Origin of the sequence: Bradyrhizobium australafricanum, assembly GCF_020329495.1 — a bacterium.
GTDB lineage: Bacteria > Pseudomonadota > Alphaproteobacteria > Rhizobiales > Xanthobacteraceae > Bradyrhizobium > Bradyrhizobium australafricanum.
In genome coordinates this window covers 171,063-193,665 of sequence record NZ_JAGKJL010000008.1, presented here as the reverse complement: position 1 = coordinate 193,665, position 22,603 = coordinate 171,063, and the positions used below count along the sequence as shown (strand labels likewise).

24 protein-coding genes are annotated in these 22,603 nt (G+C 64.3%); 7 read left to right on the top strand and 17 right to left on the bottom strand.

Going from position 1 to position 22,603, the window contains the following annotated elements:
- The 3 genes from J6525_RS10335 to J6525_RS10325 form a co-directional block, all read right to left on the bottom strand.
- A partial coding sequence (locus J6525_RS10335) for a hypothetical protein (RefSeq protein ID WP_225644121.1) occupies nt 1-212 on the bottom strand: 212 nt, incomplete at its 3' end.
- A 265-nt stretch (nt 213-477) separates the two neighbouring features.
- Nucleotides 478-3,399 carry a pyruvate, phosphate dikinase gene (gene ppdK / locus J6525_RS10330; RefSeq protein ID WP_225644103.1) on the bottom strand — a complete coding sequence of 974 codons (2,922 nt, stop codon included), beginning with the start codon at nt 3,397-3,399 and terminating at the stop codon, nt 478-480.
- Nucleotides 3,400-3,490: 91 nt separating this feature from the next.
- Nucleotides 3,491-3,646 (bottom strand): DUF3096 domain-containing protein, encoded by a 156-nt coding sequence (locus J6525_RS10325; RefSeq protein WP_016844375.1) that lies wholly within the window; start codon nt 3,644-3,646, stop codon nt 3,491-3,493.
- A 235-nt stretch (nt 3,647-3,881) separates the two neighbouring features.
- On the opposite strand from J6525_RS10325, the gene J6525_RS10320 reads away from it, so the two are divergent.
- Nucleotides 3,882-4,241, top strand: coding sequence for a DUF1236 domain-containing protein (locus tag J6525_RS10320; protein WP_076824009.1), 360 nt, complete (start codon nt 3,882-3,884; stop codon nt 4,239-4,241).
- Between the two features lie 135 nt (nt 4,242-4,376).
- Here the strand turns inward: J6525_RS10320 and J6525_RS10315 are convergent, their stop codons facing one another.
- The 9 genes from J6525_RS10315 to J6525_RS10275 form a co-directional block, all read right to left on the bottom strand.
- Complete coding sequence (locus J6525_RS10315; protein WP_225644100.1) at nt 4,377-5,477, bottom strand: hypothetical protein; 1,101 nt, start codon at nt 5,475-5,477, stop codon at nt 4,377-4,379.
- 137 nt (nt 5,478-5,614) lie between these two features.
- A complete protein-coding gene (locus J6525_RS10310; protein WP_225644098.1) occupies nt 5,615-5,986 on the bottom strand; it encodes a GFA family protein in 372 nt (123 codons plus the stop codon).
- Complete coding sequence (locus J6525_RS10305) at nt 5,986-6,582, bottom strand: class I SAM-dependent methyltransferase (protein WP_225644096.1); 597 nt, start codon at nt 6,580-6,582, stop codon at nt 5,986-5,988. Before J6525_RS10305 ends, J6525_RS10310 begins: the two co-directional genes overlap by 1 nt.
- A gap of 3 nt (nt 6,583-6,585) precedes the next feature.
- Nucleotides 6,586-8,682 carry a glycine--tRNA ligase subunit beta gene (gene glyS, locus J6525_RS10300; RefSeq protein ID WP_225644094.1) on the bottom strand — a complete coding sequence of 699 codons (2,097 nt, stop codon included), beginning with the start codon at nt 8,680-8,682 and terminating at the stop codon, nt 6,586-6,588.
- Complete coding sequence (locus tag J6525_RS10295) at nt 8,682-9,617, bottom strand: glycine--tRNA ligase subunit alpha (protein WP_092085757.1); 936 nt, start codon at nt 9,615-9,617, stop codon at nt 8,682-8,684. The genes glyS and J6525_RS10295 overlap by 1 nt, the downstream gene beginning before the upstream one ends.
- Before the next feature lie 245 nt (nt 9,618-9,862).
- A complete protein-coding gene (locus J6525_RS10290; protein ID WP_026193154.1) occupies nt 9,863-10,054 on the bottom strand; it encodes a hypothetical protein in 192 nt (63 codons plus the stop codon).
- A gap of 116 nt (nt 10,055-10,170) precedes the next feature.
- On the bottom strand, nt 10,171-11,082 hold the full coding sequence (locus J6525_RS10285) for a S49 family peptidase (RefSeq protein ID WP_225644092.1): 912 nt from the start codon (nt 11,080-11,082) through the stop codon (nt 10,171-10,173).
- A 296-nt stretch (nt 11,083-11,378) separates the two neighbouring features.
- Complete coding sequence (locus tag J6525_RS10280) at nt 11,379-12,182, bottom strand: tRNA1(Val) (adenine(37)-N6)-methyltransferase (RefSeq protein ID WP_225644119.1); 804 nt, start codon at nt 12,180-12,182, stop codon at nt 11,379-11,381.
- 16 nt (nt 12,183-12,198) lie between these two features.
- On the bottom strand, nt 12,199-12,426 hold the full coding sequence (locus J6525_RS10275; RefSeq protein ID WP_026193157.1) for a putative signal transducing protein: 228 nt from the start codon (nt 12,424-12,426) through the stop codon (nt 12,199-12,201).
- A 135-nt stretch (nt 12,427-12,561) separates the two neighbouring features.
- On the opposite strand from J6525_RS10275, the gene J6525_RS10270 reads away from it, so the two are divergent.
- Nucleotides 12,562-13,572, top strand: a complete 1,011-nt coding sequence (locus J6525_RS10270; RefSeq protein WP_225644090.1) for a polyprenyl synthetase family protein — start codon at nt 12,562-12,564, stop codon at nt 13,570-13,572.
- A 272-nt stretch (nt 13,573-13,844) separates the two neighbouring features.
- Here the strand turns inward: J6525_RS10270 and J6525_RS10265 are convergent, their stop codons facing one another.
- Nucleotides 13,845-14,684 carry an AraC family transcriptional regulator gene (locus J6525_RS10265; RefSeq protein WP_057014919.1) on the bottom strand — a complete coding sequence of 280 codons (840 nt, stop codon included), beginning with the start codon at nt 14,682-14,684 and terminating at the stop codon, nt 13,845-13,847.
- 238 nt (nt 14,685-14,922) lie between these two features.
- Between J6525_RS10265 and J6525_RS10260 the strand changes: the two genes are divergently transcribed.
- Both J6525_RS10260 and J6525_RS10255 read left to right on the top strand, forming a co-directional pair.
- Entirely contained in the window at nt 14,923-16,164 is a 1,242-nt protein-coding gene (locus J6525_RS10260; RefSeq protein WP_225644088.1) for an ABC transporter substrate-binding protein, read from the top strand.
- A 223-nt stretch (nt 16,165-16,387) separates the two neighbouring features.
- Nucleotides 16,388-17,491, top strand: coding sequence for a mandelate racemase/muconate lactonizing enzyme family protein (locus tag J6525_RS10255; RefSeq protein WP_225644086.1), 1,104 nt, complete (start codon nt 16,388-16,390; stop codon nt 17,489-17,491).
- Between the two features lie 138 nt (nt 17,492-17,629).
- Here the strand turns inward: J6525_RS10255 and J6525_RS10250 are convergent, their stop codons facing one another.
- Nucleotides 17,630-17,998, bottom strand: a complete 369-nt coding sequence (locus J6525_RS10250) for a hypothetical protein (protein ID WP_225644084.1) — start codon at nt 17,996-17,998, stop codon at nt 17,630-17,632.
- Between the two features lie 194 nt (nt 17,999-18,192).
- On the opposite strand from J6525_RS10250, the gene J6525_RS10245 reads away from it, so the two are divergent.
- Complete coding sequence (locus J6525_RS10245) at nt 18,193-18,417, top strand: hypothetical protein (RefSeq protein ID WP_225161055.1); 225 nt, start codon at nt 18,193-18,195, stop codon at nt 18,415-18,417.
- A 90-nt stretch (nt 18,418-18,507) separates the two neighbouring features.
- On the opposite strand, the gene J6525_RS10240 is transcribed toward J6525_RS10245, so the two are convergent.
- The 3 genes from J6525_RS10240 to J6525_RS10230 all read right to left on the bottom strand — a co-directional run bounded on the left by J6525_RS10240 (nt 18,508) and on the right by J6525_RS10230 (nt 20,089).
- On the bottom strand, nt 18,508-18,645 hold the full coding sequence (locus tag J6525_RS10240; RefSeq protein WP_016848367.1) for a hypothetical protein: 138 nt from the start codon (nt 18,643-18,645) through the stop codon (nt 18,508-18,510).
- A 31-nt stretch (nt 18,646-18,676) separates the two neighbouring features.
- Complete coding sequence (locus J6525_RS10235; RefSeq protein ID WP_057014914.1) at nt 18,677-19,111, bottom strand: cupin domain-containing protein; 435 nt, start codon at nt 19,109-19,111, stop codon at nt 18,677-18,679.
- Between the two features lie 321 nt (nt 19,112-19,432).
- A complete protein-coding gene (locus J6525_RS10230; RefSeq protein WP_028332643.1) occupies nt 19,433-20,089 on the bottom strand; it encodes a glutathione S-transferase in 657 nt (218 codons plus the stop codon).
- Nucleotides 20,090-20,262: 173 nt separating this feature from the next.
- Between J6525_RS10230 and J6525_RS10225 the strand changes: the two genes are divergently transcribed.
- Nucleotides 20,263-21,486, top strand: a complete 1,224-nt coding sequence (locus J6525_RS10225) for a polyhydroxyalkanoate depolymerase (RefSeq protein WP_225644117.1) — start codon at nt 20,263-20,265, stop codon at nt 21,484-21,486.
- Between the two features lie 195 nt (nt 21,487-21,681).
- Nucleotides 21,682-22,476, top strand: coding sequence for a substrate-binding domain-containing protein (locus J6525_RS10220; protein WP_057014912.1), 795 nt, complete (start codon nt 21,682-21,684; stop codon nt 22,474-22,476).
- The last annotated feature ends 127 nt before the right edge of the window (nt 22,477-22,603 follow it).

Sequence of the window (22,603 nt, the reverse complement as noted above, 5' to 3'; positions counted from 1 at the left end):
AAGCGCTCATTCAGGATGTTCCAGTCGATCAGCGCTGCCAACCGCACCAGCGGATGACCCATGTCGATGATCTGATCAAGCGCCGGAAGCAACAGGTCTTTCTGGCGATCATCCCGCGGCTTGCTCATCGCATTCCCCAATGTCGACGACGCTGTCAGGGAATCACGAATCACCCAAAAGCAAAACCTAAAACGCAAGAAAGCGAGGTCCAATACCCCGCTTTCCTGCAAAATCGAATACTACATCAAGACCAATTCTGCTTATTTCTCAAGTCAATCCGCATTCTTCACGGACGACTGAATAGAGTGTTGCACGCGCCGTAGGATGGGTGGAGCGCAGCGATACCCATCATCTCTCCACGCGGAGGCAATTGATGGGTATCGCTTCGCTCCACCCATCCTACGAACTGCGCACGCAACAAACAAAAATGGCCGGGACTTGGTCCCGGCCATCGCACTCTCTAAACTGTAAGATCGCTCAAGCCTGGCTGGCGATCTCCTTGCCGAGCGCGGCCTGCGCTGCGGCGAGACGCGCGATCGGCACGCGATAGGGCGAGCACGAGACGTAATCGAGCCCGACCTCGTGGCAGAACGCGACCGACGCGGGATCGCCGCCGTGCTCGCCGCAGATGCCGACCTTGAGGCTCGGCCGCGTCTTGCGGCCGCGGGTGACGCCGATCCTGACGAGTTCGCCGACGCCGTCGCGATCGACCGAGATGAACGGATCGATCTCGAGAATCCCCTTGGCGACATAGGTGCCGAGGAAGCTCGCGGCGTCGTCGCGGCTGATACCGTAGGTGGTCTGCGTCAGGTCGTTGGTGCCGAAGGAGAAGAACTCCGCGGTCTCGGCCACCTCGCCCGCCATCAGGCAGGCGCGCGGCAGCTCGATCATGGTGCCGACCTGGTAGCTCAGCTTGACGCCGGTTTCCTTCATCACCGCGTTGGCGGTCGCATCGATCCGCGCCTTGACCAGATCGAACTCGGCCTTGGTCGCGATCAGCGGCACCATCACCTCGAGACCGACCGGCTTGCCGGTGCGCTTGCCGGCTTCGACGGCAGCCTCGAAGATCGCGCGCGCCTGCATCTCGGCGATCTCCGGGTAGGCGATCGCAAGACGGCAGCCGCGGAAACCGAGCATCGGGTTGAACTCGGACAGTTCGCGGGCGCGGTCGGCGAGCTTGCGCGGATCGGTGTTCATGGCGCGCGCCACTTCCTCGATCTCGGCCTGGGTGTGCGGCAGGAACTCGTGCAGCGGCGGATCGAGCAAGCGGATCGTGACGGGCAGGCCCTGCATGATCTCGAACAGCTCGACGAAGTCGGCGCGCTGCATCGGCAACAGCTTCGACAGCGCGGCGCGGCGCGACTGCTCGTCCTCGGAGAGGATCATCTCGCGCACGGTGCGGATGCGGGTCTCCTCGAAGAACATGTGCTCGGTGCGGCAGAGGCCGATGCCTTCGGCGCCGAACTTCACCGCGGTGCGCGCGTCATCGGGCGTATCGCCGTTGACGCGGACGCCGAGCTTGCGGACCTCGTCGGCCCAGCCCATCAGCGTGCCGAACTCGCCGGACAGCTCCGGCTCGATCATCGGCATGCGGCCGGCCAGCACCTGGCCGACCGAGCCGTCGATGGTGATGACGTCGCCGGTCTTGAAGGTGCGCGAGCCCACGCTCATGGTGCCGCGGCCGTAATCGACGCGGATGGTGCCGCAGCCGGAGACGCAGGGCTTGCCCATGCCGCGCGCGACCACCGCCGCGTGCGAGGTCATGCCGCCGCGGGTAGTGAGAATGCCTTCCGCGGCGTGCATGCCGTGGATGTCTTCCGGGCTGGTCTCGATGCGAACCAGGATGACCTTGCGTCCGTCGGCCTGCAGCTTGGCCGCTTCGTCCGACGAGAACACGATCTCGCCCGAGGCAGCACCAGGCGACGCCGGCAGGCCGGTCGCAATCACGTCGCGCTTGGCGGCCGGATCGATGGTCGGGTGCAGCAGCTGGTCGAGCGAGGCCGGATCGATCCGTGTCACCGCGTCCTTGCGCGAGATCAGGCCTTCATTGGCGAGCTCGACCGCGATGCGCAGCGCCGCCTTCGCGGTGCGCTTGCCGCCGCGGGTCTGCAGCATCCACAGCTTGCCCTGCTCGACCGTGAACTCCATGTCCTGCATGTCGCGGTAATGCTTCTCGAGCAGCGTGTAAATCCGCGTCAGCTCCTTGAACGCGGCCGGCATCGCGGCTTCCATCGACAGCTTGTCGGAGCCCGATTCCTGGCGCGCTTCCTCGGTGATGTCCTGGGGCGTGCGGATGCCGGCGACGACGTCCTCGCCCTGCGCGTTGATCAGGAACTCGCCGTAAAGCTTGCTTTCGCCGGTCGAGGGATTGCGGGTGAACGCAACGCCGGTCGCCGAGGTCTCGCCCATGTTGCCGAACACCATCGCCTGCACATTGACGGCGGTGCCCCAGGATTCCGGAATGTCGTGCAGCTTGCGATAGGTCACCGCGCGCGCGTTCATCCAGGATGAGAACACCGCGCCGATGGCGCCCCACAGCTGATCGTGCGGATCCTGCGGGAAGTCGTGGCCGGTCTCCTTGGCGACCGCTTCCTTGTACTTGCCGACCAGCTCGACCCAGTCGTCGCCGGTGAGGTCGGTGTCGAGCGAATAGCCCTGGCCGTCCTTGAAGGTGTCGAGGATGTCCTCGAAGTGATGATGCTCGAAGCCGAGCACCACGTCCGAATACATCGTGATGAAGCGGCGATAGCTGTCATAGGCGAAGCGGCGGTCGCCGGAGAGTTCGGCGAGCGCCTCGACGGTGCGGTCGTTGAGGCCGAGGTTGAGCACGGTGTCCATCATGCCCGGCATCGAGGCGCGCGCCCCCGAGCGGACCGAGACCAGCAGCGGGTTCTTGGCGTCGCCGAACGTCTTGCCGGTCAGCTTGCCGACATAGTCGAGCGCCTTTTCAACCTGTGCTTTCAATTCCTTCGGATACGTCTTGTCGTGCTCGTAGAAATAGGTGCAGACCGAGGTCGGAATGGTGAAGCCGGGAGGCACCGGCAGGCCGAGATTGGCCATTTCCGCGAGGTTGGCGCCCTTGCCGCCGAGCAGATTGCGCAAGGTCGCCTGGCCCTCGGCCTTGCCGTCGCCGAACGTATAGACCCACTTGCCGGCCTTGATCGCAGCCGGGGCCGCCTTCTTCGCAACGGCCTTCGCCGGCGCCTTGCCGGCGGGCTTTGCGGCCGGCTTTGCAGCCGATTTGGGGGCGGTTTTCGGCGCCGCCTTCGGGGCGCTCTTCTTCAGCGCCTTGCGCACTGGTGCGGCCTTGCGGGCTGCGGCGGAGGGCTTTGATTTCGCTGCTGTTTTCTCGGCAGTTTTCGCAGCAGTTTTCTTGGACTTCGCGACGGCTTTGGCCATGTCAGACAACAATCCGGAAGGAGGGGTCGAAGATGCGCGCCTTACACCATTTTGAGGGGTTCCGCGCAAGCCGCGAAACCCCGCTTTCCCGCTAGAGGTGCAGCCAGCGCAGCAGACCCATCCCCACGAGCCCGACGAAGATCAGATAGATCGCGACGATGTAATTGAGGAGCCGCGGCATGATCAGGATCAGGACGCCCGCGATCAGAGCCACGATAGCAGGTAGATGCCCAGCGGTGATGGTCATTGAAGTTTTCTCCGGGGGTTGCTTGGAGGAGCGAATCGAGCGGCAGTTTATCCGCTGAGGGAAGTTCCCACATCAAGACGCAGGTCCCGCCGACGAGTTCCCGCAACTCACGAAAATTGCTCCAAATTGCCGCGTATATGGCGGCGGTTTTCCGGAACATCACCACAGCACATGCATTGGCTCGGCATGCGCACCGGCGACGGCCGGCGTGCTGCGTGAAAAAATGGAGCGAGCCATGCGAAACAGATTACTTGCCGTTGCAGCGGTTGCTGCCGCGATCACGGTGCCGGCTGTTGCCGCACAGGCCCAGACCGTTGGCATCGTCCGCGGTGGTCCGGCTGTCGCCGTCGATGATGACGGAGGCATCGCGGTCGAACAGCGTCCGGCATTCCGCGAATACATTGTGCGCGAGCGCGTACCGAACTACACGGTTCCGGATCGCGTCGTGGTCGGCACCGTGCTGCCTGACGCTGGCGTGACCTATTACGACGTGCCGCAGCGGTTCGGCGCGACGCCCTATCGTTACACCGTCGTGAACGGCGAGACCGTTCTGGTCGAGCCGCGTTCGCGACGGATCGTTCAGGTGGTCGACTAGATCAACGTCAGCACGATCGCCTGAACGACAGTCCGGGCGCCGCGCAAGCGGATGTGCGCGAGGATCGACCGGACCAGAAAGCCCCGTCCGGCCTCCCCTCCGGGCGGGGCTCTTCCGTTCTGATGCCGTGCCGGGTTACGACTTGAGGATCGAGAGTAGCGTCGAGGTCGACTTGTAGCTCTTGATCGCGGCGTCCTGGAAATCCTGCGTCCAGTTGGCCGCCTGGCGCTCCTCCGCGCTCATCGAGGAATATTGCTTGAGGATGCCGAGGCTGAACTGGCGCGGATCGCCGGCGGTCTGGCTCTGCTTCAGCGCGTCGAGCACGGCGAGACGCGTCCGCGTATTGAGTTCCTGCTTGGCCGCGAAGATCTCCTCGGTGGAGAACTTCTTGTCCTGGTTCAGCGAGATCGCCGAGAGCGAGCGGTTGTCGAGCGAGGACAGGTCGGCGATCTGTCCGGTCTTGCGGCGGGAATCGTAGACCAGCTCCTTGCCGCTTTTCGCCGCCTCGCTCTTCTGCCGATCGAGGAAGGCGCGCACGTCGCTGGCAATGCTGCTGAAGTCGCGGGTCGTGCTCTTTGTGGGAGACGCCGTCCCCGCCAGCGCGGCCGCGATCGGATCGCCGGAAATTCCCGATGGCGCCGTGTTCGGATCCTGCTGCGTCGCCTGATAGCCCTTCAGCACCGCGGCGCGCTGGCTGGCCCAGGTTGCGGTGGCCTTCTCCTCATCGCTCGCACCATCGAGATAATCGAGCGCGGCCTTGTAGCTGATGCTGTAGTCGCCGGTCAGGCGCGTGGTCGCCAGCGACGGCTCCATCGCCTTGTCGAAGCGCTGCTTCAGCTCGGTCGCCGCAACCGCCTGCTCGTCCGGGGTGAACTTGCCGCCATTGTTGGTTGAGATCGCAAACAGCGAGCGACGGTCCAGCGTCGAGAGATCGATGGTGGTATTGCCGTCGACGATCGGTGCCTTGACGCCGGCGACCGTGTAGAGCCGGTCGAGCGTGATACGTGCATCGCTGGTGACGGCGGCAAAATCCGGCAGCGGAGCCTTGGCGAGCTGCGCGCGGGCGGCGTCCGACAGCGTGAGGTTGGTTGCGGCGTTGGATGTCGAGGACGCCGACAGATCGCCGGCGGTGCCGTCGCCCGACAAGGTCGCCGCCAGCGAGGGCGTCGCTGCTGCCCGCGCATAGGCCGAACCATACTGAGCGTAGGGATTGGGCGCGGTGCCGATCGAGGTCATCGGGCGGTCCCTGCATTGGCGCGGGGGCGATGTCTTAAGAAATCGTTGCTTCGTCAGGACCTTCGCAGGGCATGGTTAACAAATTGCAAATTGTGTCGAAATATTTCAGACGAGACATGCCCGTCAGCGGTGGTCGCTCATTTGTCGACCACCCAAGCGTGCCGGCGCTGCGTAAAGACCGATTGCGACGGCGCGGGAAAATCCGGGTCCGCGAAGGCGCCGACCGCAACGCCGATCAGGTCCGGCGCACGACCGGGCTCCCAATAGACCGACGATCCGCAATTCGGGCAGAAGTGGAACACCACGGCAGACCCGCTGCCGCCAATGCGGCTGTATTCGCGTGCCTCGCCTTGCGGCGCCACATCGGTGCGCGGAAAGAACGCCGCGACGCCATAGGTGCTGCCGGTGCGCTTCTGGCACTCCAGGCAATGACACAGCGATACTTTGAGGGGCTCGCCCTGACAGGTGACGCGGAGCTGTCCGCAGGCGCATGTCGCGAGCCGCGCCATCATCGCCTGCCCTTGCCGGCGACCAGCCGGTGAATGACCTTGCCGGACGAGGCACTGACGACCTCCGCGTCGAGCAGCAGCTCGGCCGCCGCCAGCTCGGACCGCACCAGCGCCGTATCGAACGCCGCGTAGAGCCGGCCATGCGCATCGCGCGCATCGTCGCCCGTGGTGACGCGCCAGCTCAGATAGAGGACGCCGCCGGGTCTCACGAGTTCGAACACGCGGCGCACCGACGGCGCGATCAGCGCGTGATCGAGATGCATGATCACGGTCTCGCACAGCACATTGTCGAAGCTGCCGGCCGCGATGCCTGATAGCGCGGGCAGTTCGGTGCGGGTGAAGCGCGGCGCCGGATAGCGGGCGCGGGCCTCCGCGAGCAGGCCCTCGGAGGCGTCAAAACCTTCGGCCGGAAAGCCATTGGCATTGAGCCACGCCACCTCGCGCCCGCTGCCGCAACCGATATCGGCGGTCGCGCCGCCCTTGATCAAGAATTGCCCGACGATCTCCTGCAGATCGACCGGCGCCGGCTGGCCGTGCCAGTCCTGCGCAAACGCCGCCGCCTCCTTGTCGTAAGCGGCGAGCGTCGCGCGGTCCATCGGTCAGCCCTCGATCCTAGAGAAATCCGCTACCGCGCGCGTCGCCGCGCGGATCTCGTTGAGCAGTTTCAGGCGGTTTTCGCGCACCTTCGGATCGTCGTCGTTGACCTTGACCTTGTCGAAGAACGCGTCAACCGCCGGACGCAGCTTGGCCATCGCGCTCATCGCAGCGGCGAAGTCTTCCTTGGCGACGGCGGCGGAGGCCTCGGCCTTCACCTGGTCGATCGCCTTGGCCAGCGTCTTCTCTTCGTCGAGCGTGTAGAGCGCGGCGTCAGGCGCGCCGTCGAAGGTCCGCTTGTCCCTCTTCTCCTCGATCGCGAGAATGTTGCTGGCGCGTTTCGTGCCAGCGAGCAGGTTTTTGCCGTCGTCGCTGTCGAGGAATTTGCCGAGCGCCTCGACGCGCCGGACGACGAGCAGCAGATCGTCCTGGCCACCAAGCGAGAACACGGCATCGACGAGATCGTGGCGCGCGCCCTGATCGCGCAGCTGGACCTTCAGGCGGTCGGCAAAGAAGGCTAGCAGATCGTTCGGCAGCGTTTCGGCATCGGCCTTGAGCGACAATCCGAGCAACGCGGATTTGGCCGTCTTCAGGATCGGCAGGCGCAGCGTATTCTCGACGATCAGCCTGATCGCGCCGAGCGCTGCCCGGCGCAGCGCGAACGGGTCCTTCGAACCCGTCGGCTTCTCATCGATCGCCCAGAATCCGGCGAGCGTGTCCAGCTTGTCCGCCAGCGCGACCGCGACGCTGACCGGATCGGTCGGCACGCGATCGGTCGGCCCCTGCGGCTTCCAGTGGTCCTCGCTCGCGGCGGCGACGGACGCATCCTCGCCCTGCGCCAGCGCATAGTACTTGCCCATCAGGCCCTGCAACTCCGGGAATTCGCCGACCACTTCGGTCAGCAAATCAGCCTTCGCGAGGCGCGCGGCGCGCCTGGTCTTCGCGACGTCGGCGCCGACCAGCGGCGCGATCTCGGCGGCGAGCCGCTCGATCCGCTTGATGCGCTCCGCCTGGGTGCCGAGCTTCTCGTGGAACACGATCTGCTCGAACTTCGGCAGCCGGTCTTCCAGCTTGGTCTTCAGATCGGTCTCGTAGAAGAATTTTGCGTCGGACAGCCGCGGACGGATCACGCGCTCATTGCCGGCGACGATGGTCTTGCCGCCGTCGGGCGCCTCGATATTGGCGGTCAGCACGAACTTGTTGGTCAGCTTGCCCGTCTTGGGATCCCTGACCACGAAGCACTTCTGGTTGTTGCGGATGGTGGCGCGGATCACTTCGTCGGGGATCGACAGGTATTGCTCCTCGAACGATCCCATCATCACGACCGGCCATTCGACGAGGCCCGAAACCTCGTCGACCAGCACCTGATCCTCGACCAGTTCGAGGCCCTGCGCGAACGCCAGCTCCTTGGCGTCCTCGAGGATGATGTCCTTGCGCGCCTGCGGATCGAGGATCACCTTCGCGGCCTTCAGCTTGGCCTCGTAATCCTCGAAGCGGCGCACGGAGATCGCACCCGGCGCCATGAAGCGATGGCCATAGGTGGTCTGCCCGGCCTCGATGCCGTCGACGGAGAACTTGACGATGTCGGGCTCCTCGGTCTCCAGACCGAAGGTCGCGGTGATGGCGTGCAGCGGGCGCACCCAGGTGAGCGAGCCTGATTTCGCCGAGCGCGCACCCCAGCGCATCGATTTCGGCCAGGGGAAGGTGCGGATGATGACCGGCAGCATTTCCGCGATCACGTCGATCGCGGTGCGGCCGGGCTTTTCGATCAGCGCGATGTAGAAGTCGCCCTTCGCGTCTTTCTGGATCTTTGCCTCTTCCAGCGACGTGAGACCGGTCGCTTTCAGAAAGCCCTGCACCGCCGCATCGGGGGCGCCGATCTTCGGGCCGCGACGTTCGGTCTTCAGGTCGGGCTGGCGCGCGGGGATGCCGTGCACGGTGAGCGCAAGACGGCGCGGGGTCGCGAACGCCTTGGCGCCCTCGTAGACGAGGCCTTCAGCGACCAGCTTGTCGGTCACCATGCGGCGCAGATCGTCGGCCGCCTTGGCCTGCATGCGCGCGGGAATTTCTTCGGAGAACAGTTCGAGGAGAAGATCGGGCATCAGACCGCCCTGCCCGTTTCAGTGTGGATCCATGCCTCGCCGCAGGCCTTCGCCAGGTCGCGCACGCGGGCGATGTAGCTCTGCCGCTCCGTCACCGAGATGACGCCGCGGGCGTCGAGCAGGTTGAACACGTGGCTCGCCTTGATGCACTGGTCGTAGGCCGGCAAGGCCATCAGATGTTCCTTTTGATTCCCACCCTCACGCCAGCCGGCGGCGAGATATTTGCGGCAGGCGTCCTCGGCCATCCTGAACTGCTCGAACAGCATCGCGGTGTCGGCGTGCTCGAAATTGTGTCGCGAATATTCCTGCTCGGCCTGCAGGAAAACATCGCCATAGGTGACCTTCTCGGCGCCCTCGCGGCCGTTGAAGTTGAGGTCGTAGACGCGGTCGACGCCCTGCACATACATCGCGAGCCGCTCGAGTCCGTAGGTAAGCTCGCCCGCGACCGGCGCGCATTCGACGCCGGCGACCTGCTGGAAGTAGGTGAACTGCGACACTTCCATGCCGTCGCACCAGCACTCCCAGCCGAGGCCCCAGGCGCCGAGCGTCGGGCTTTCCCAGTCGTCCTCGACGAAGCGGATGTCATGGACGGCGGCGTCGATCCCGATCGCGGCCAGCGACTTCAGGTACAGGTCCTGAAGGTTCGGCGGCGACGGCTTCATGATCACCTGGAACTGGTAGTAGTGCTGGAGGCGGTTGGGGTTTTCGCCGTAGCGGCCGTCCTTGGGCCGCCGCGAGGGCTGCACATAGGCCGCGTTCCAGGGCTTGGGCCCCAGCGCGCGCAACGTGGTCGCGGGATGGAAGGTGCCGGCGCCCATTTCCATGTCGTAGGGCTGCAGGATGACGCAACCCTGCTCGGCCCAGAACCGCTGGAGGGCCAGGATGAAGCCCTGGAACGAACGTTCCGGGCGCATGTGGTCAGGCAGGGCGTCCATCGTTGGAATCGATCTCGCGAGGGGGTGTGAGGCGCGCGGGACCGTATCGGCGGCAGCCAATGGAATCAAGGCGATGGGGGATGTTTCTGCACCTCGCCCCGCTTGCGGGGAGAGGTCGAAATTCGCGCGCAGCGCGCATTTCGGGTGAGGGGAACTCTCCGCGAACTTAGGTCTTTCGAATCTGCGGAAACAGCCCCTCACCCCGGCCCTCTCCCCGCAAGAGCGGGGCGAGGGAGATCCAAGTCCTAGCCCGGGCGATAGGCTCCGGTCACGGGGTCGCGGCGCAGGGTCTTGATTTCGCCCGCGCGGGTGGCCTCGGCCACGCGGGACAATCGCGCCTCTTCGAGTTCCTGGTTGATCCGGACGGCCGTCTTGTACGCCCAGCGGACCACGGCCAGGCTTCCCAAGACGCCTGCGAATGCAATCAGCGGCGGCATCGGTCGATCCTTGTCGTTCACGTCTGTCAGGCCCCCAATGACAGGCATTCTCGCGCAAGGCGGCCTGCGCCGCAATCGCGGTTTTGGGGCTAAATGGCGCGCTCACATCCCTGTGTTCACAGCCCGAATCTGGCCCAAATCGCCCGGGTTTCCAGCGCCGAGATCACCTCGTCCGGCAGCGCGGCCAGCCCGTCCAGCGCCGCCAGCGACCCTGCCCCCGGCGCCCGCCGGCCGAGCAGGCCGGACAGCAAGCCGCTGGCCGGCGCAATCACCGGGGTCAGCACCTTGTCGCCATAGCGGGCCCGTAGCGTGGAGCGGATGTCGCCGATGCCGTCGGCGAGCCCGAGACCGATCGCGGTATCGCCGGCCCAGTATTCACCGGTGAACAGCATGTCGTCGGCGCCCTTGAGGCGGCTGCCGCGACTCTGCTTCACCAGCGTGATGAAGATCGCATGGATCTCGCGCTGGATCGCCTTCAGCCGGGCGACGTCGTCGGGGTTCTCGGGAAGGAACGGATCGAGCATCGCCTTGTGGCTACCCGCCGTATACAGCCGGCGCTCGACCCCGATCTTCTTGATCAGCCCCTCCAGGCCAAAGCTGCCGCCGACCACGCCAATCGAGCCGAGGATCGAGGACGGGTCGCAATAGATCTCGTCGCCCGCGCAGGCGATCATGTAGCCGCCGGAGGCCGCGACGTCCTCGACGAACACCAGCACCGGCAACTTCTTCTCGGCGGCGAGTTGCCGGATGCGCAGATAGATCTGCCGCGACTGCACCGGCGAGCCGCCCGGCGAATTGATCACCAGCGCTATCGCCTTGGCATTCCGCGTGCCAAAGGCGCGCTCCAGCATCTTGGCGACGCCGGAGAGTGTCATGCCGGGCCGCAGCGGCGTCACCGCGCCGATCACGCCTGCCAGCCGCACCACCGGCACGACGGCCGCGCCGCGCCTGAAGCGCGCCGGCAACATTGTCTGCACGCGTTCGAGCAGTCCCGAACGTCCAGCGTGATCACTTATTTGTTCACTCATGCCGTTACCTCGAATTAACCACTTTTTATCACGCCACTGTCATTGGAATCCGTGGAACGCGTTTTGCATTTTGTCATTGGGGCTGCAATGCGCGGGCGGAGAGGGACTTATGAAAATCTATCTGCTGATTTTGCTGATCGGTACACTCCTGGCGGCGATCCACTTCACGTCCACGCCGGACCGCCAGTCGGAAACGGCTTCGCAGTGATTTAGTGCCTCTGACGACGTGGGCAGCATGCCTGCCCGCTAAAGCGCAATGCCATCGCGCCTTGGCTTCCTGTTCGAGCATGATCGTTTTAGCGCCGCGCCAGCGGCAATTCCCCCTTCCCAGCCAACACCTCCTGCACCCATTTATTGGGCACGCCTGACTCTTCATTGAGCAGCAGTGCGGCATGGAGCCGCGTCGGCGCCCGGCCGCCTTTGGTCGCCCGCACCAGGATTCGGATCGCCGGCGACGCCCCGTCGCCGTGAACCGGCAGGATCTCGACACTGCCAAAACCACGGTCCAGCGCAGCCAGCACCTCGGCAATGCCGTCGGCCCGCCAGATCAGCGCAAGCTGCCCGTTCGACTTGAGAATCCGCCGCGCCGCGTGAACCCAGCCGGCCAGCGTGGTCGCGCTCGCGACATGGGCGCGCTCGCGCACACCGTCCGGCGAGGCGCGGTGCCGCGACGGATCGTTGAACGGCGGGTTCATCAGCACGACGTCGGCGCTATCCGGCCTGAGGCCGGCATCATCGAAGGCTGCGGCGCTGGCTTCGACATCAAGCACGATCACCTTCGCCATGATCGCGTTGGTGCCGGCATTATTCCGCGCAAGCTCGGCCAGGGCCGGGTCGATTTCGACCAGGACGAGATCGATCCCCCTCACCCGCCGCGCCACCGCCAGCCCGGCCGCGCCGACGCCGGAGCCGAGATCGACGACGCGGTCGCCTGATCGAGCCGGCGTCGCCGCGGCGAGCAGGATCGCGTCATGGCCGGCGCGGTGGCCGCTGCGGGGTTGCCGCAGGCGCAATTGGCCACCGAGAAATCCGTCTTCGGTGATCCCGGCGGCCGCAGACTCGCTTTTTGACGCGTTTTCTTCACGCGAACCGGGGCCCATTTCGCTCGAAAACGCTCTAGTCATCGGCCCGCAATTCGTGGCCGAGGCCGGCATCGGTCAGGAGCTGGCGGGCCTCGTGGTTGTCGTCCTCATGCACAAGGATCCGCCGCGGCAAGACGCCGAGCGAGCCCTCGATGATGCTCATGTTCTGGTCCAGCACCAGATGATGGATGTTAGCGCTGTCGAGCAGCGCGCCGATGGCGGAGACCAGCACCATGTCATTGGTCCGTACCAATTCCCGCAAAATACGCTCTCCTGTCGCCCCGGCAGTGCGGCACTTGCGCCACATGTCAATAACTTGATGGCCTTGCCGCTGCACCGCTCAGTTTCTATTGTTATAGCTGAGCATAGTGCGTATTCGGCAAAATTGGAGACCAGCGTGGCGGTTATTGTACCCTTCGAAAGCCCGTCCAATGCTTCGATCGACGGGCTGGTGGGACTTCTCGCCGCCGACATGGAGCGCGTCAACGCGACGATCCTTTCGCGGACCGGCTCCGAGGTCACCATGATCCCCGAGGTCGCCAATCACCTGATCTCCTCCGGGGGCAAGCGGTTGCGCCCGATGCTGACGCTGGCAATGGCCCAGCTCGCGGACTATGCCGGCGACGGCCATATCAAGCTCGCCGCCGCGGTCGAGTTCATGCACACCGCGACCCTGCTGCATGACGACGTGGTCGACGAGAGCGAGCTGCGCCGCGGCAAATTGTCCGCGCGGATGCTGTGGGGCAACGAGGCCAGCGTGCTGGTCGGCGACTTCCTGCTCGGCCAGGCGTTCCGGATGATGGTCGAGGTCGGCTCGCTCCGCGCACTCGACATCCTCTCCGCCGCCGCCGCCACCATCGCCGAGGGCGAGGTGATGCAGCTTGCCGCCGCCAAGAACACCGCGACCACCGAGGACGAATATCTCGCGGTGATCCGCTGCAAGACCGCGGAGCTGTTCGCCGCCGCCTGCGAGGTCGGCCCCGTGATCGCCAACCGTCCGAAGGCCGAGCAGACCGCGTGCCGCTCGGTCGGCATGAATCTCGGCATCGCCTTCCAGCTCGTCGACGACGTGCTCGACTATGGCGGCAAATCCGCAAAACTCGGCAAGAATGTCGGCGACGATTTCCGCGAGGGCAAGATCACGCTCCCGGTGGTGCTCGCCTTCCGCCGCGGCAATGTCACCGAACGCAAGTTCTGGATCCGCGCGCTGGAGCGCGGCGAGATCGGATTGGCCGACCTCGATCACGCGATCGGACTGATGACAAAGCACCGCGCCCTGGAAGACACCATCAGCCGCGCCCAGCACTACGGCGCGATGGCGGTCGACGCGCTGGCGCTGTTCCCGCCCTCGCCGATGAAGACCGCGCTGGAAGAGGTCGTCGCGTTCTGCCTGGCGCGCTCTCATTGATCTAGGCACTCGCGAACAACAAGACGGTGTCGTCCCTGCGAAAGCACTAGCGTATATACATATCCTCCGCAGTCTTTCCGGAGTCTTCTCAAAGAGTTGGCCGAAAACCGCAGAGAACTTACTCATCTGCACTAGGGTTGCGCCCGCCGATTTCGGCTCTCGCCTAGTAGCTAACCCCTTGATGATGAGTCGGTTTTCTAGCCTCGAAGAGATGTGTAAATGCCCTAGTGCTTTTGCGGGGGCGACACCAGGGTTTGCTGCACCGGCGCCCGCTACTCCTTCACCGGCACCCAGATCTCCAGCCCGCCATTGCCGGTACTCGCATCGAACTTCTCGTCGTAGCGCTCGAAGTTCGGCGCGTCCGCGACCTTCATGCCGGATTGCGGCAGCCAGCGATTCCAGATCGTGTTGACGGTGCGGCGGATGGTCGAGATGTGGTCGGCGTGGGTGAACACAACGTATTTCTGCTCGGGAATGCGGACGCGCGCGAACTCGCGCGGCAGGTCGGAGAAATCGGCAACCTCGACGCCGGCGATGTAATCGAAATTGCCGGCATCATCGCCGTTGCAGCAGACGCCATAGGCAACATTGCCGACCTGGCGGGGGATATGCGCGCATTGCTGGTGGAAGCCCTGCCACTGGTTCGGAATGCCGGCATCGCTGCCATTGCCGTGGTTGTAACGCTCGCCGATGCCGGCGACGAGGAACGCCTTCCCGGTGGCGATGCGCGGCGGATCGATGTGGTCGAGAGCTGTCGAGATCATGGTAATCGGCTCCTGGAGATTGAGTGTCGTCAGACACGTTGTCGCGCGCACCGTCTCGGGCGTGACGCCGAAATGGTCGCGAAACGCGCGGGTGAATGCTTCGTGGGAGCCGTAATCCGCATCCAGCGCGAGGCTGAGAATATCGGGCGCACCGGCCGCGAGTTGGCGCGCGGCTTCGCTGAGCCGCCGGGCCCGCACATAACGCATCACCGAGAACCCGGTCGCCTCCGCGAACGCCCGTACCAGATGGAAGCGCGAGACGCCGGCTACGGCGGCAATCTCGTCGAGCGTCAGCGGCGCGCCGAGATGGCTTTCGATATACCAGAGCGCCTTCTGGGCTGGATTCATGGATGACGGCTTTCCTGCAAAGCTCGGGCATCATGCACGGCTGCCGCGCGCGGCATTTGACAGTCCTTGCTGCCCGACGGCGAAACCGCGGTTCCGCTCCACGGAAATTTACCCGCAAAGCCGTCGCTGGCAACAATGTTGCAATCGTGCATACTCGCCAACGCATCGATCCGACGGCTCATCAAGCTGCCCGATAATCAAGACTGCAAGAGCCGCGGCCAGCATGTCAGGGAGGACAATGATGCACCACCAACGCTTGAGCTATGCCAACTGCGTCAAATCCGCGGCGCTTGCGGGACTTTTGACGATCGCTGCCGCAAGCGCCGCCAACGCGCAGAAGAAATACGATCCGGGCGCGACCGACACCGAGATCAAGGTCGGCAACATCATGCCCTATTCCGGTCCGGCGTCCGCCTACGCCACGATCGGCAAGACCGAAGCCGCCTATTTCAACAAGCTCAACAGCGAAGGCGGCATCAACGGCCGCAAGGTCAACTTCATCTCCTACGATGACGCCTACTCGCCGCCGAAGATGGTCGAGCAGGCCCGCAAGCTGGTCGAAAGCGACGAGGTGCTCCTGATCTTCAATCCGCTGGGCACGCCGGGCAATACCGCGATCCAGAAATACATGAACGCCAAGAAGGTGCCGCGGCTGTTCGTCTCCACCGGCGCGGCCAAGTGGAATGATCCGAAGAACTTCCCGTGGACCATGGGCTGGCAGCCGAGCTACCAGGTCGAAGCGCGCATCTATGCCAAGTACATTCTGCAGAACTATCCGGGCAAGACCATCGGCGTGCTCTATCAGAACGACGATTTCGGCAAGGACTATCTGATCGGCCTGCACGACGGGCTCGGCGACCAGGCCAAGAAGCTGATCGTCGTCGAATCCTCCTACGAGACTTCGTCACCGACGGTGGATTCGCAGATCGTGCAGATCAAGGGCGCCAACCCCGACATCTTCGTCAACATTGCAACGCCGAAATTCGCGGCGCAGGCGATCAAGAAAGCCGCCGAGCTCGACTGGCATCCGGTGCAGTTCCTGACCAACGTCTCCGGCTCGATCGGCGGCGTGATGAAGCCCGCCGGCTATGAAGCGAGCCAGGGCGTGCTGTCCACGGCGTATCTCAAGGACCCCAAGGATACCGAGTGGAAGAACGATCCGGCGATGACCGAGTGGCGCGCCTTCATGACCAAGTGGTATCCCGAAGGCGACCTCGACGACGCCGCGACCGTATTCGGCTATGGTGTCGCCAAGGGGCTGGAGCAGGTGTTGCGGCAATGCGGCGACAATCTTACCCGCGAGAACCTGATGAAGCAGGCGGCCAGCCTCAACTTCGAGATCGGCATCTATCTGCCCGGCACCAAGATCAAGACCGGGCCGGACGACTATGCGCCGATCGAGCAGCTGCAGATGATGCGCTTCAAGGGCGAGAGCTGGGAGCGGTTCGGCCCCATCATGAGCGGCGAGAAGAGCAGTTGAGGGCTTTCCTCCACAACTTTGCGGTTCGTGATGCCCGGCCGTGCGCCGGGCATCCACGTCTTCGACATGATTCACGAGCAAGACTTGTCGCAAGCAAGACTCGTTACGAGCAAGATTTGCGATGGCCGGAACCCAGACCAGCCGAAGCGACGCCGTTCTTCAGGCTCAAGTGTCCGGCCACCACGAATTCCAGGCACATCCTGCGATCGGAAGGACAACAACAATGAAAATCACCGACGTCCGCGCCCACCATATCCGCATTCCCTATGACGCCGGGCCCGCGAGCTTCCGCCAGGGAGCTTCCGCGATCTCGGCGCTCGACATGGTGCTGGTCGAGGTTTCGACCGATGCCGGCCTCACCGGCTGGGGCGATGCCTTCGCCTATGTCTGCCCGAAGACGAGTTGCACGGCGGTGGCCGAGATGATCGCGCCGCAGGCCCGCGGCCTCGAGGTGCCCGACGCCGCCAGCATCCCCGCCGCGATGGAGCAGATCCAGCGCAACCTGCATCTGTTCGGCCGCTACGGCATCACGATGTTTGCGATCTCGGCGCTCGACATCGCGCTATGGGATCTCGCCGGCAAGGTGAAGGGCGTGCCGCTGCATCAACTGATCGGCGGCGCAAAGCGCAACGCGATCCCGGCCTATGCGAGCCTGATGCGGATCGGCAATCCGGCGCATATCGCCGCCGAATGCAAGAAGGCGATCAAGCTGGGCTATTCCGCGATCAAGCTGCACGAGACCACCGTGCCTGCGGTCACCGCCGCGCGCGAGGCGATCGGCCCCGACGTGCCGCTGATGGTCGACATGAACTGCCCGCTGGACGGACCCGCGGCGATCCAGTTCGCGCGCGACTGCAAGCAGGCCGCGCCGCTGTTCCTGGAGGAGCCGGTCTGGCCGCCGGAGGATTTTGCGACGCTCGCCGAGGTACGTAGAGAAGGCCGGCTCGATATCGCAGCCGGCGAGAACGCCTGCACCGTGCATCAATTCCGCCAGATGATGACCGCGGGCGCGGTCAGTCACGCGCAGCCCTCCGTGATCAAGGTCGGCGGCATCACCGAATTCCTGAGGGTGGCCGTCCTCGCCGACGAGTTCGGCGTCCAGGTGATTCCGCACTCGCCCTATTTCGGGCCGGGGTTCCTCGCCACGCTGCATCTGATGGCGATCCGCGACGCGGGGCTGATCGAGGTGTTCTTCATGAAGCGTCCGGCCTGCCTGTGGGGCGACCGCATCGACGTCGACGCCAACGGCCATGTCGCCGTGCCGCAGGGCCCCGGCCTCGGCTACGAGCCGGATCGCGACGTGATGGAGCAGTATCGGGTGGCGTGAGCCGAGACGCGCTTCCTGTCATTGCGAGGAGCTCGCGACAAAATTGCAAAGCAATTTTGCGCTGAAGCGACGAAGCAATCCATCGTTCCGCACGCGCGGTGGGATGGATTGCTTCGCTTCGCTCGCAATGACGATTTGCTACTTCGTCCCGTCCTTGGCGGGCGCGGCATCCTTCGCCGGCGGCGCGTCGGCTTTCTTCTTCAGGTCCTCGGTCAGCTTGACCTGCGCTGTTTGCAGATCGGTGACGAGCTTCTGCAAGCTCGCGACCGAACTCTGCAAGCTCACGATCTGCCGATTGGTAGCATCGAGCTTCTGCTGATGATCCGATGTGAGCTTGTTGATCGTCTTCTGCAGGAAATCGACATTGCTCTGCAGACAGCTGGTGCGCCGCTCCATGGTTTTCTCGACGGTGCAGATCTCGATGCCGGGAACGTCCTGCGCATGCGCGGTTCCGGCGACGCCGAGTGCGAGCGGTGCCAGCAAGGCGAGAACAAAGCGAGCAGTCATCGGTGTCTCCAGGCAAATGCGTCATTCACAGTTTTGTGCTCGCGACGCTGAAAGCAAGGCAGACATACCACACTGAAACCGCATTCAAGCGGTGTGCTTCACCCATTACGGGACTACTCGTGGGGACGGGGGCCTTCGGAACTTGTTTGGTTCGATCCCTTTTGGCTCGACCTTGGGCAGTGGAGACAGATCGCATGGCAACGCGCGAAAAACGGTTGGCGCAATTCGATGGCAATGGCGAACCTGCGCCGGAACAGCGCGTGGAAGTACTTTGTGAGGATCATAGCGGAACGTATCAGCTGCCGTTCGCCTGTCGCTTCGTCAACGGCCAGTGGCGCAACGACACCACCGGCGGCGCGCTGGAAGCCAACGTCATCGCCTGGCGGAAGCCGCGCGAGAAGCAGGCGGGCATGGCCTGAGGCGGGCATCGGTGCGCGCTGTTTCAAAACGCGACGCGCGCGCACCGTATCTTAAGATTTGGAACGCGGGTGGAACGAACCGCGTCCGAATCACTGATCGAGCAGCGTACTGCGTTGTTCACGGCTAGATGTGGTCATCAGCCCGAGGCTGCGCACCACATACAGAAGCATGACGATCGGCCGCAGCCAGCGGCCGATAACAAAGGTTAACTCCTCCGCAGACGACATTGCGATCCCTCCTCTCTGTCCTGCTTGGCGATCATTTCCACGGCGTGATTGGCGGCACCGCTTCGGTCGCCGGCGGCACGTCCACGGTCTTGAAATCGGCGGGGCTGACGATCTCGAGGTATTCCATGTCCTTCGAGTAATCGAACAGGTAGTGGGTGATGCCGGGACGCTGATGGATGACGTCGCCGGCCTCGACGAGCGTCTCCTTGTCCTCGTACATGAAGCGCGCCCAGCCCTTGGTCATGATGACGATCTGAAAATCGCACAGATGCTTGTGCCAGCCGGTGCCCTGCTCCGGCGGCATATCGGGATTGGCCTTGACCAGATGGCAGATCACCTGCCCGCTGGTGGCATCGGCGATGCCGAGATCACGATACAGGAAGAAGTCGCGCAGACCTCCGCCCTTGAACTCGGTGTCACCGGGTTTGACGTGGGAGAATTTGCTGACGACGGCGTGCTGGTTCATTTCAAGCCTCCACGGTTCTCGTGTTCGCGAGATCGCGGCGAGGCTCGGCGTCCAAATTTTCGGCAGCGTCGCATCGTCGCGGTCACAGCTCGGTCATTGCCATGCGAAATCCTTGCCAGCCGGGTTGGGCTGCGGCGAACCGTCTCGCCATGCGCTGACATCGCCGCGGAAGCATTTGGAGCGAGGCACGAATTTGCGCTTCGACGGCTGTCGTGCACACCTGTCGCGTGGCGCCAATGCCTGACGCCGACGGCACGTCCATTGAGCAAGGCTTGCCTCGTGCTTGAGCCGCCGATGCAGGCAGGCCGGGCCGGGCGCTGCCTAATATTCGACCTCGAGCTCCTCGACGTCGGCCGGCTCCGCCTTCGCGGCCTCGATCCATTCCTGCATCTCGGGCATCGTCATGATGGTGCTGGCATACACCGCAAGCGCAGGCTCGAGCTTGACGTCATAGGTCATGAAGCGGGTCACGACCGGCGCATACATCGCGTCCGCCATGGTGCGGCGTTCGCCGAACAGGAACGGCCCGCCCGATGCGCCGAGGCAATCGCGCCAGATGGTGCAGACGCGGTCGATGTCGGCCTGCGCCCGCGACCAGATCTTGAAGCCGGGGAAATGGCCCTTGAGATTGACCGGCAGCGACGAGCGCAGCGTGGTGAAGCCGGAATGGATTTCGCCCGAGATCGAACGGCAATGCGCGCGCTGGATCCGGTCTTCCGGCAACAGCCCGGCATGCGGCATGATCTCGTTGAGATACTCGCCGATCGCCAGCGTATCCCAGACCGTCGCGCCGTCGTGGCGCAGGCAGGGCACCAGGATCGAGGACGACAGCAGCAGCAGCTCGGCGCGCGCCGACGGGTCGTCGGGCGCGGTGACCACCTCCTCGAACTCGAGCCCGGCGAATTTCGCCAGCAGCCAGCCGCGCAGCGACCAGGAGGAGTAATTCTTGCTGCTGATGGTGAGTGTCGCTTTCGCCATATCTGTCCCTCACGCCTGAACGCGTCCTCAGCTCCCGGATATCGCGCGCCGGTTCAGCCGCCGCGCATCCGGAGCCATCAGCTTTTGCAGCAAGCCACGTGCCAATTTGCTGGGCGGCCGGCCCGCCTCTGGCGTCGATATTGCATGGCAAACCAGACCACGGGTGGATGCGTATGATGTCAATGATGTACCAAGCCTATCAGAACCACATGGACCTCACGGCGCCATGGCGGACCGGGGCTGCAGCGGCGCTGAAATACCTCAATCTGGTGCCGCAGGGCGCTGCTGACCGGATGTATGGCCGGCTCGCGGCCGCGCTCGAGCTGATCTCGCGCTCCAGCCTGACCTACGCGCGACCCCCTTATGGCATCGGCAGCGTGACCGTCGGCAACAGGGAATTGCAGGTGACCGAGGAGGTTGCCTATGCGACGCCGTTCGGCTCGCTGCTGCATTTCAGGAAGGTGGACGGACCGGAGCAGCCGCGGCTGCTCTTGGTGGCGCCGATGTCCGGGCATTTCGCCACGCTGCTGCGCGGCACCGTGAAGACGCTGCTGCAGGACCACGACGTCTACATCACCGACTGGCACAATCCGCGCGACATCCCGCGCAGCAAGGGCCGCTTCGGGCTCGAGGATTACACCGACCATCTGATCGACTTCCTCGGCCAGCTCGGCCCGCGCGCGCATATGGTGGCGATCTGCCAGCCCTCGGTGTCGGCGCTGGCGGCCGCCGCAATCATGTCGGAAGACGATCATCCGGCGCGGCCCGCATCGCTGACCCTGATGGCCGGGCCGATCGACACAAGGATCCAGCCGACCAAGGTGAACGAATTCGCCAAGAGCAAGCCGATCAAGTGGTTCGAGGACAATCTGATCAATTACGTGCCGATGCAGTGCAAGGGCGCGCTGCGTCAGGTCTATCCCGGCTTCGTGCAGCTCACGGCCTTCGTATCGATGAACCTGGAGCGTCACATCAAGCAGCATATCGACCTCGCCGACCATCTTGCCAAGGGCGAGACCGCGAAGGCCGAGGTGATCAAGACCTTCTACGACGAGTATTTCGCGGTCATGGATCTGCCGGCGGAGTTTTACATCGAGACGGTGCGCGACGTGTTCCAGGACCATCTGTTGCCGCAGGGCATGCTGATGCATCGCGGCCGCCCGGTGAATCCGGCGGCGATCCGGCGCATGGGGTTGATGACGGTGGAAGGCGAGAAGGACGACATCTGCTCGATCGGCCAGACGCTCGCTGCGCAGGACCTCTGCACCGGAGTCCGCACCTATCGCAAGGTGCATCACATGCAGGCCGGCGTCGGCCATTACGGCGTGTTTTCCGGCAAGCGCTGGAACAACGAGATCTACCCGCTGCTGCGCGACTTCGTGCATGTGAATTCGTGACGGATCGGCAACGATCTTTCCCCGTCATTGCGAGCGAAGCGAAGCAATCCATCGTTCCACATGGGCGGAAAGGTGGATTGCTTCGTCGCTACGCTCCTCGCAATGACGGGTGGCGGCTAGCCACGCATCGACTCGCGCAGTAGTCTCCCCGGCCACGACGACCCGCTTCCGAAGAATCGTCCAGGGAGAAACTCCATGCGCGCGCCCACTGCCTTCCGTGCCCTCACGCTCGCCCTGATCGGCGCCCTCGCCTTCACCTCAGCCGTATCCGCCGCCGAAGTCCATGTCATGATCTCGGGCGGACTGACGGCGGCCTACAAGGCGCTGGTGCCGGAGTTCGAACGCAAGACCGGGCACAAGGTGGTGACCGCCTTCGGGCCGTCGATGGGTACCACGACGAACGCCATTCCGGTGCGGCTGGAGCGCGGCGAGCCGGCCGACGTGCTGATCATGGTCGGCTATGCGCTCGGCGATCTCATCAAGCAGGGCAAAGTGCTGGCCGACAGCCGCGTCGACCTCGTGAAGTCGCCGATCGGCATCGCGGTGAAGGCCGGCGCACCAAAACCGGACATCGGCTCGGCCGACACCGTCAAGCAGGCGCTGCTGGCGGCGAAGTCTGTCGCCTATTCCGACAGCGCCAGCGGCGTCTATGTCTCGACCGAGATGTTCGCAAAGCTCGGCATCGCCGATCAGATGAAGGACAAGGCGCGGATGATCCCGGCGACGCCGGTCGGCGAGATCGTGGCCAAAGGCGAGGCCGAGATCGGCCTGCAGCAGATCTCCGAGCTGAAGCCGGTCGCCGGCATCGACATCGTCGGCCCATTGCCGGAGCCGTTGCAGAAGATCACGGTATTTTCCGCCGGGATCGCGACGGCTGCAAAGGAGCGTGAGGCCGGCAAGGCGCTGATCAGCTTCCTCGCCTCGCCGGACGCGCGCGACGCGCTGGTGAAGAGCGGCCTCGATCCGATTACGGCGGGTGGGACGCATTAGGTTGCAGCCACCCAGCTCTCTCCCCGTCATCCTGAGGCGCGAGCCTTGCGGCGCACTTGCGCCGCTGGGCGAGCCTCGAAGGATGAATCGGCCCCGCTGGTGGCCGTCGACCCTTCGAGGCTCGCAA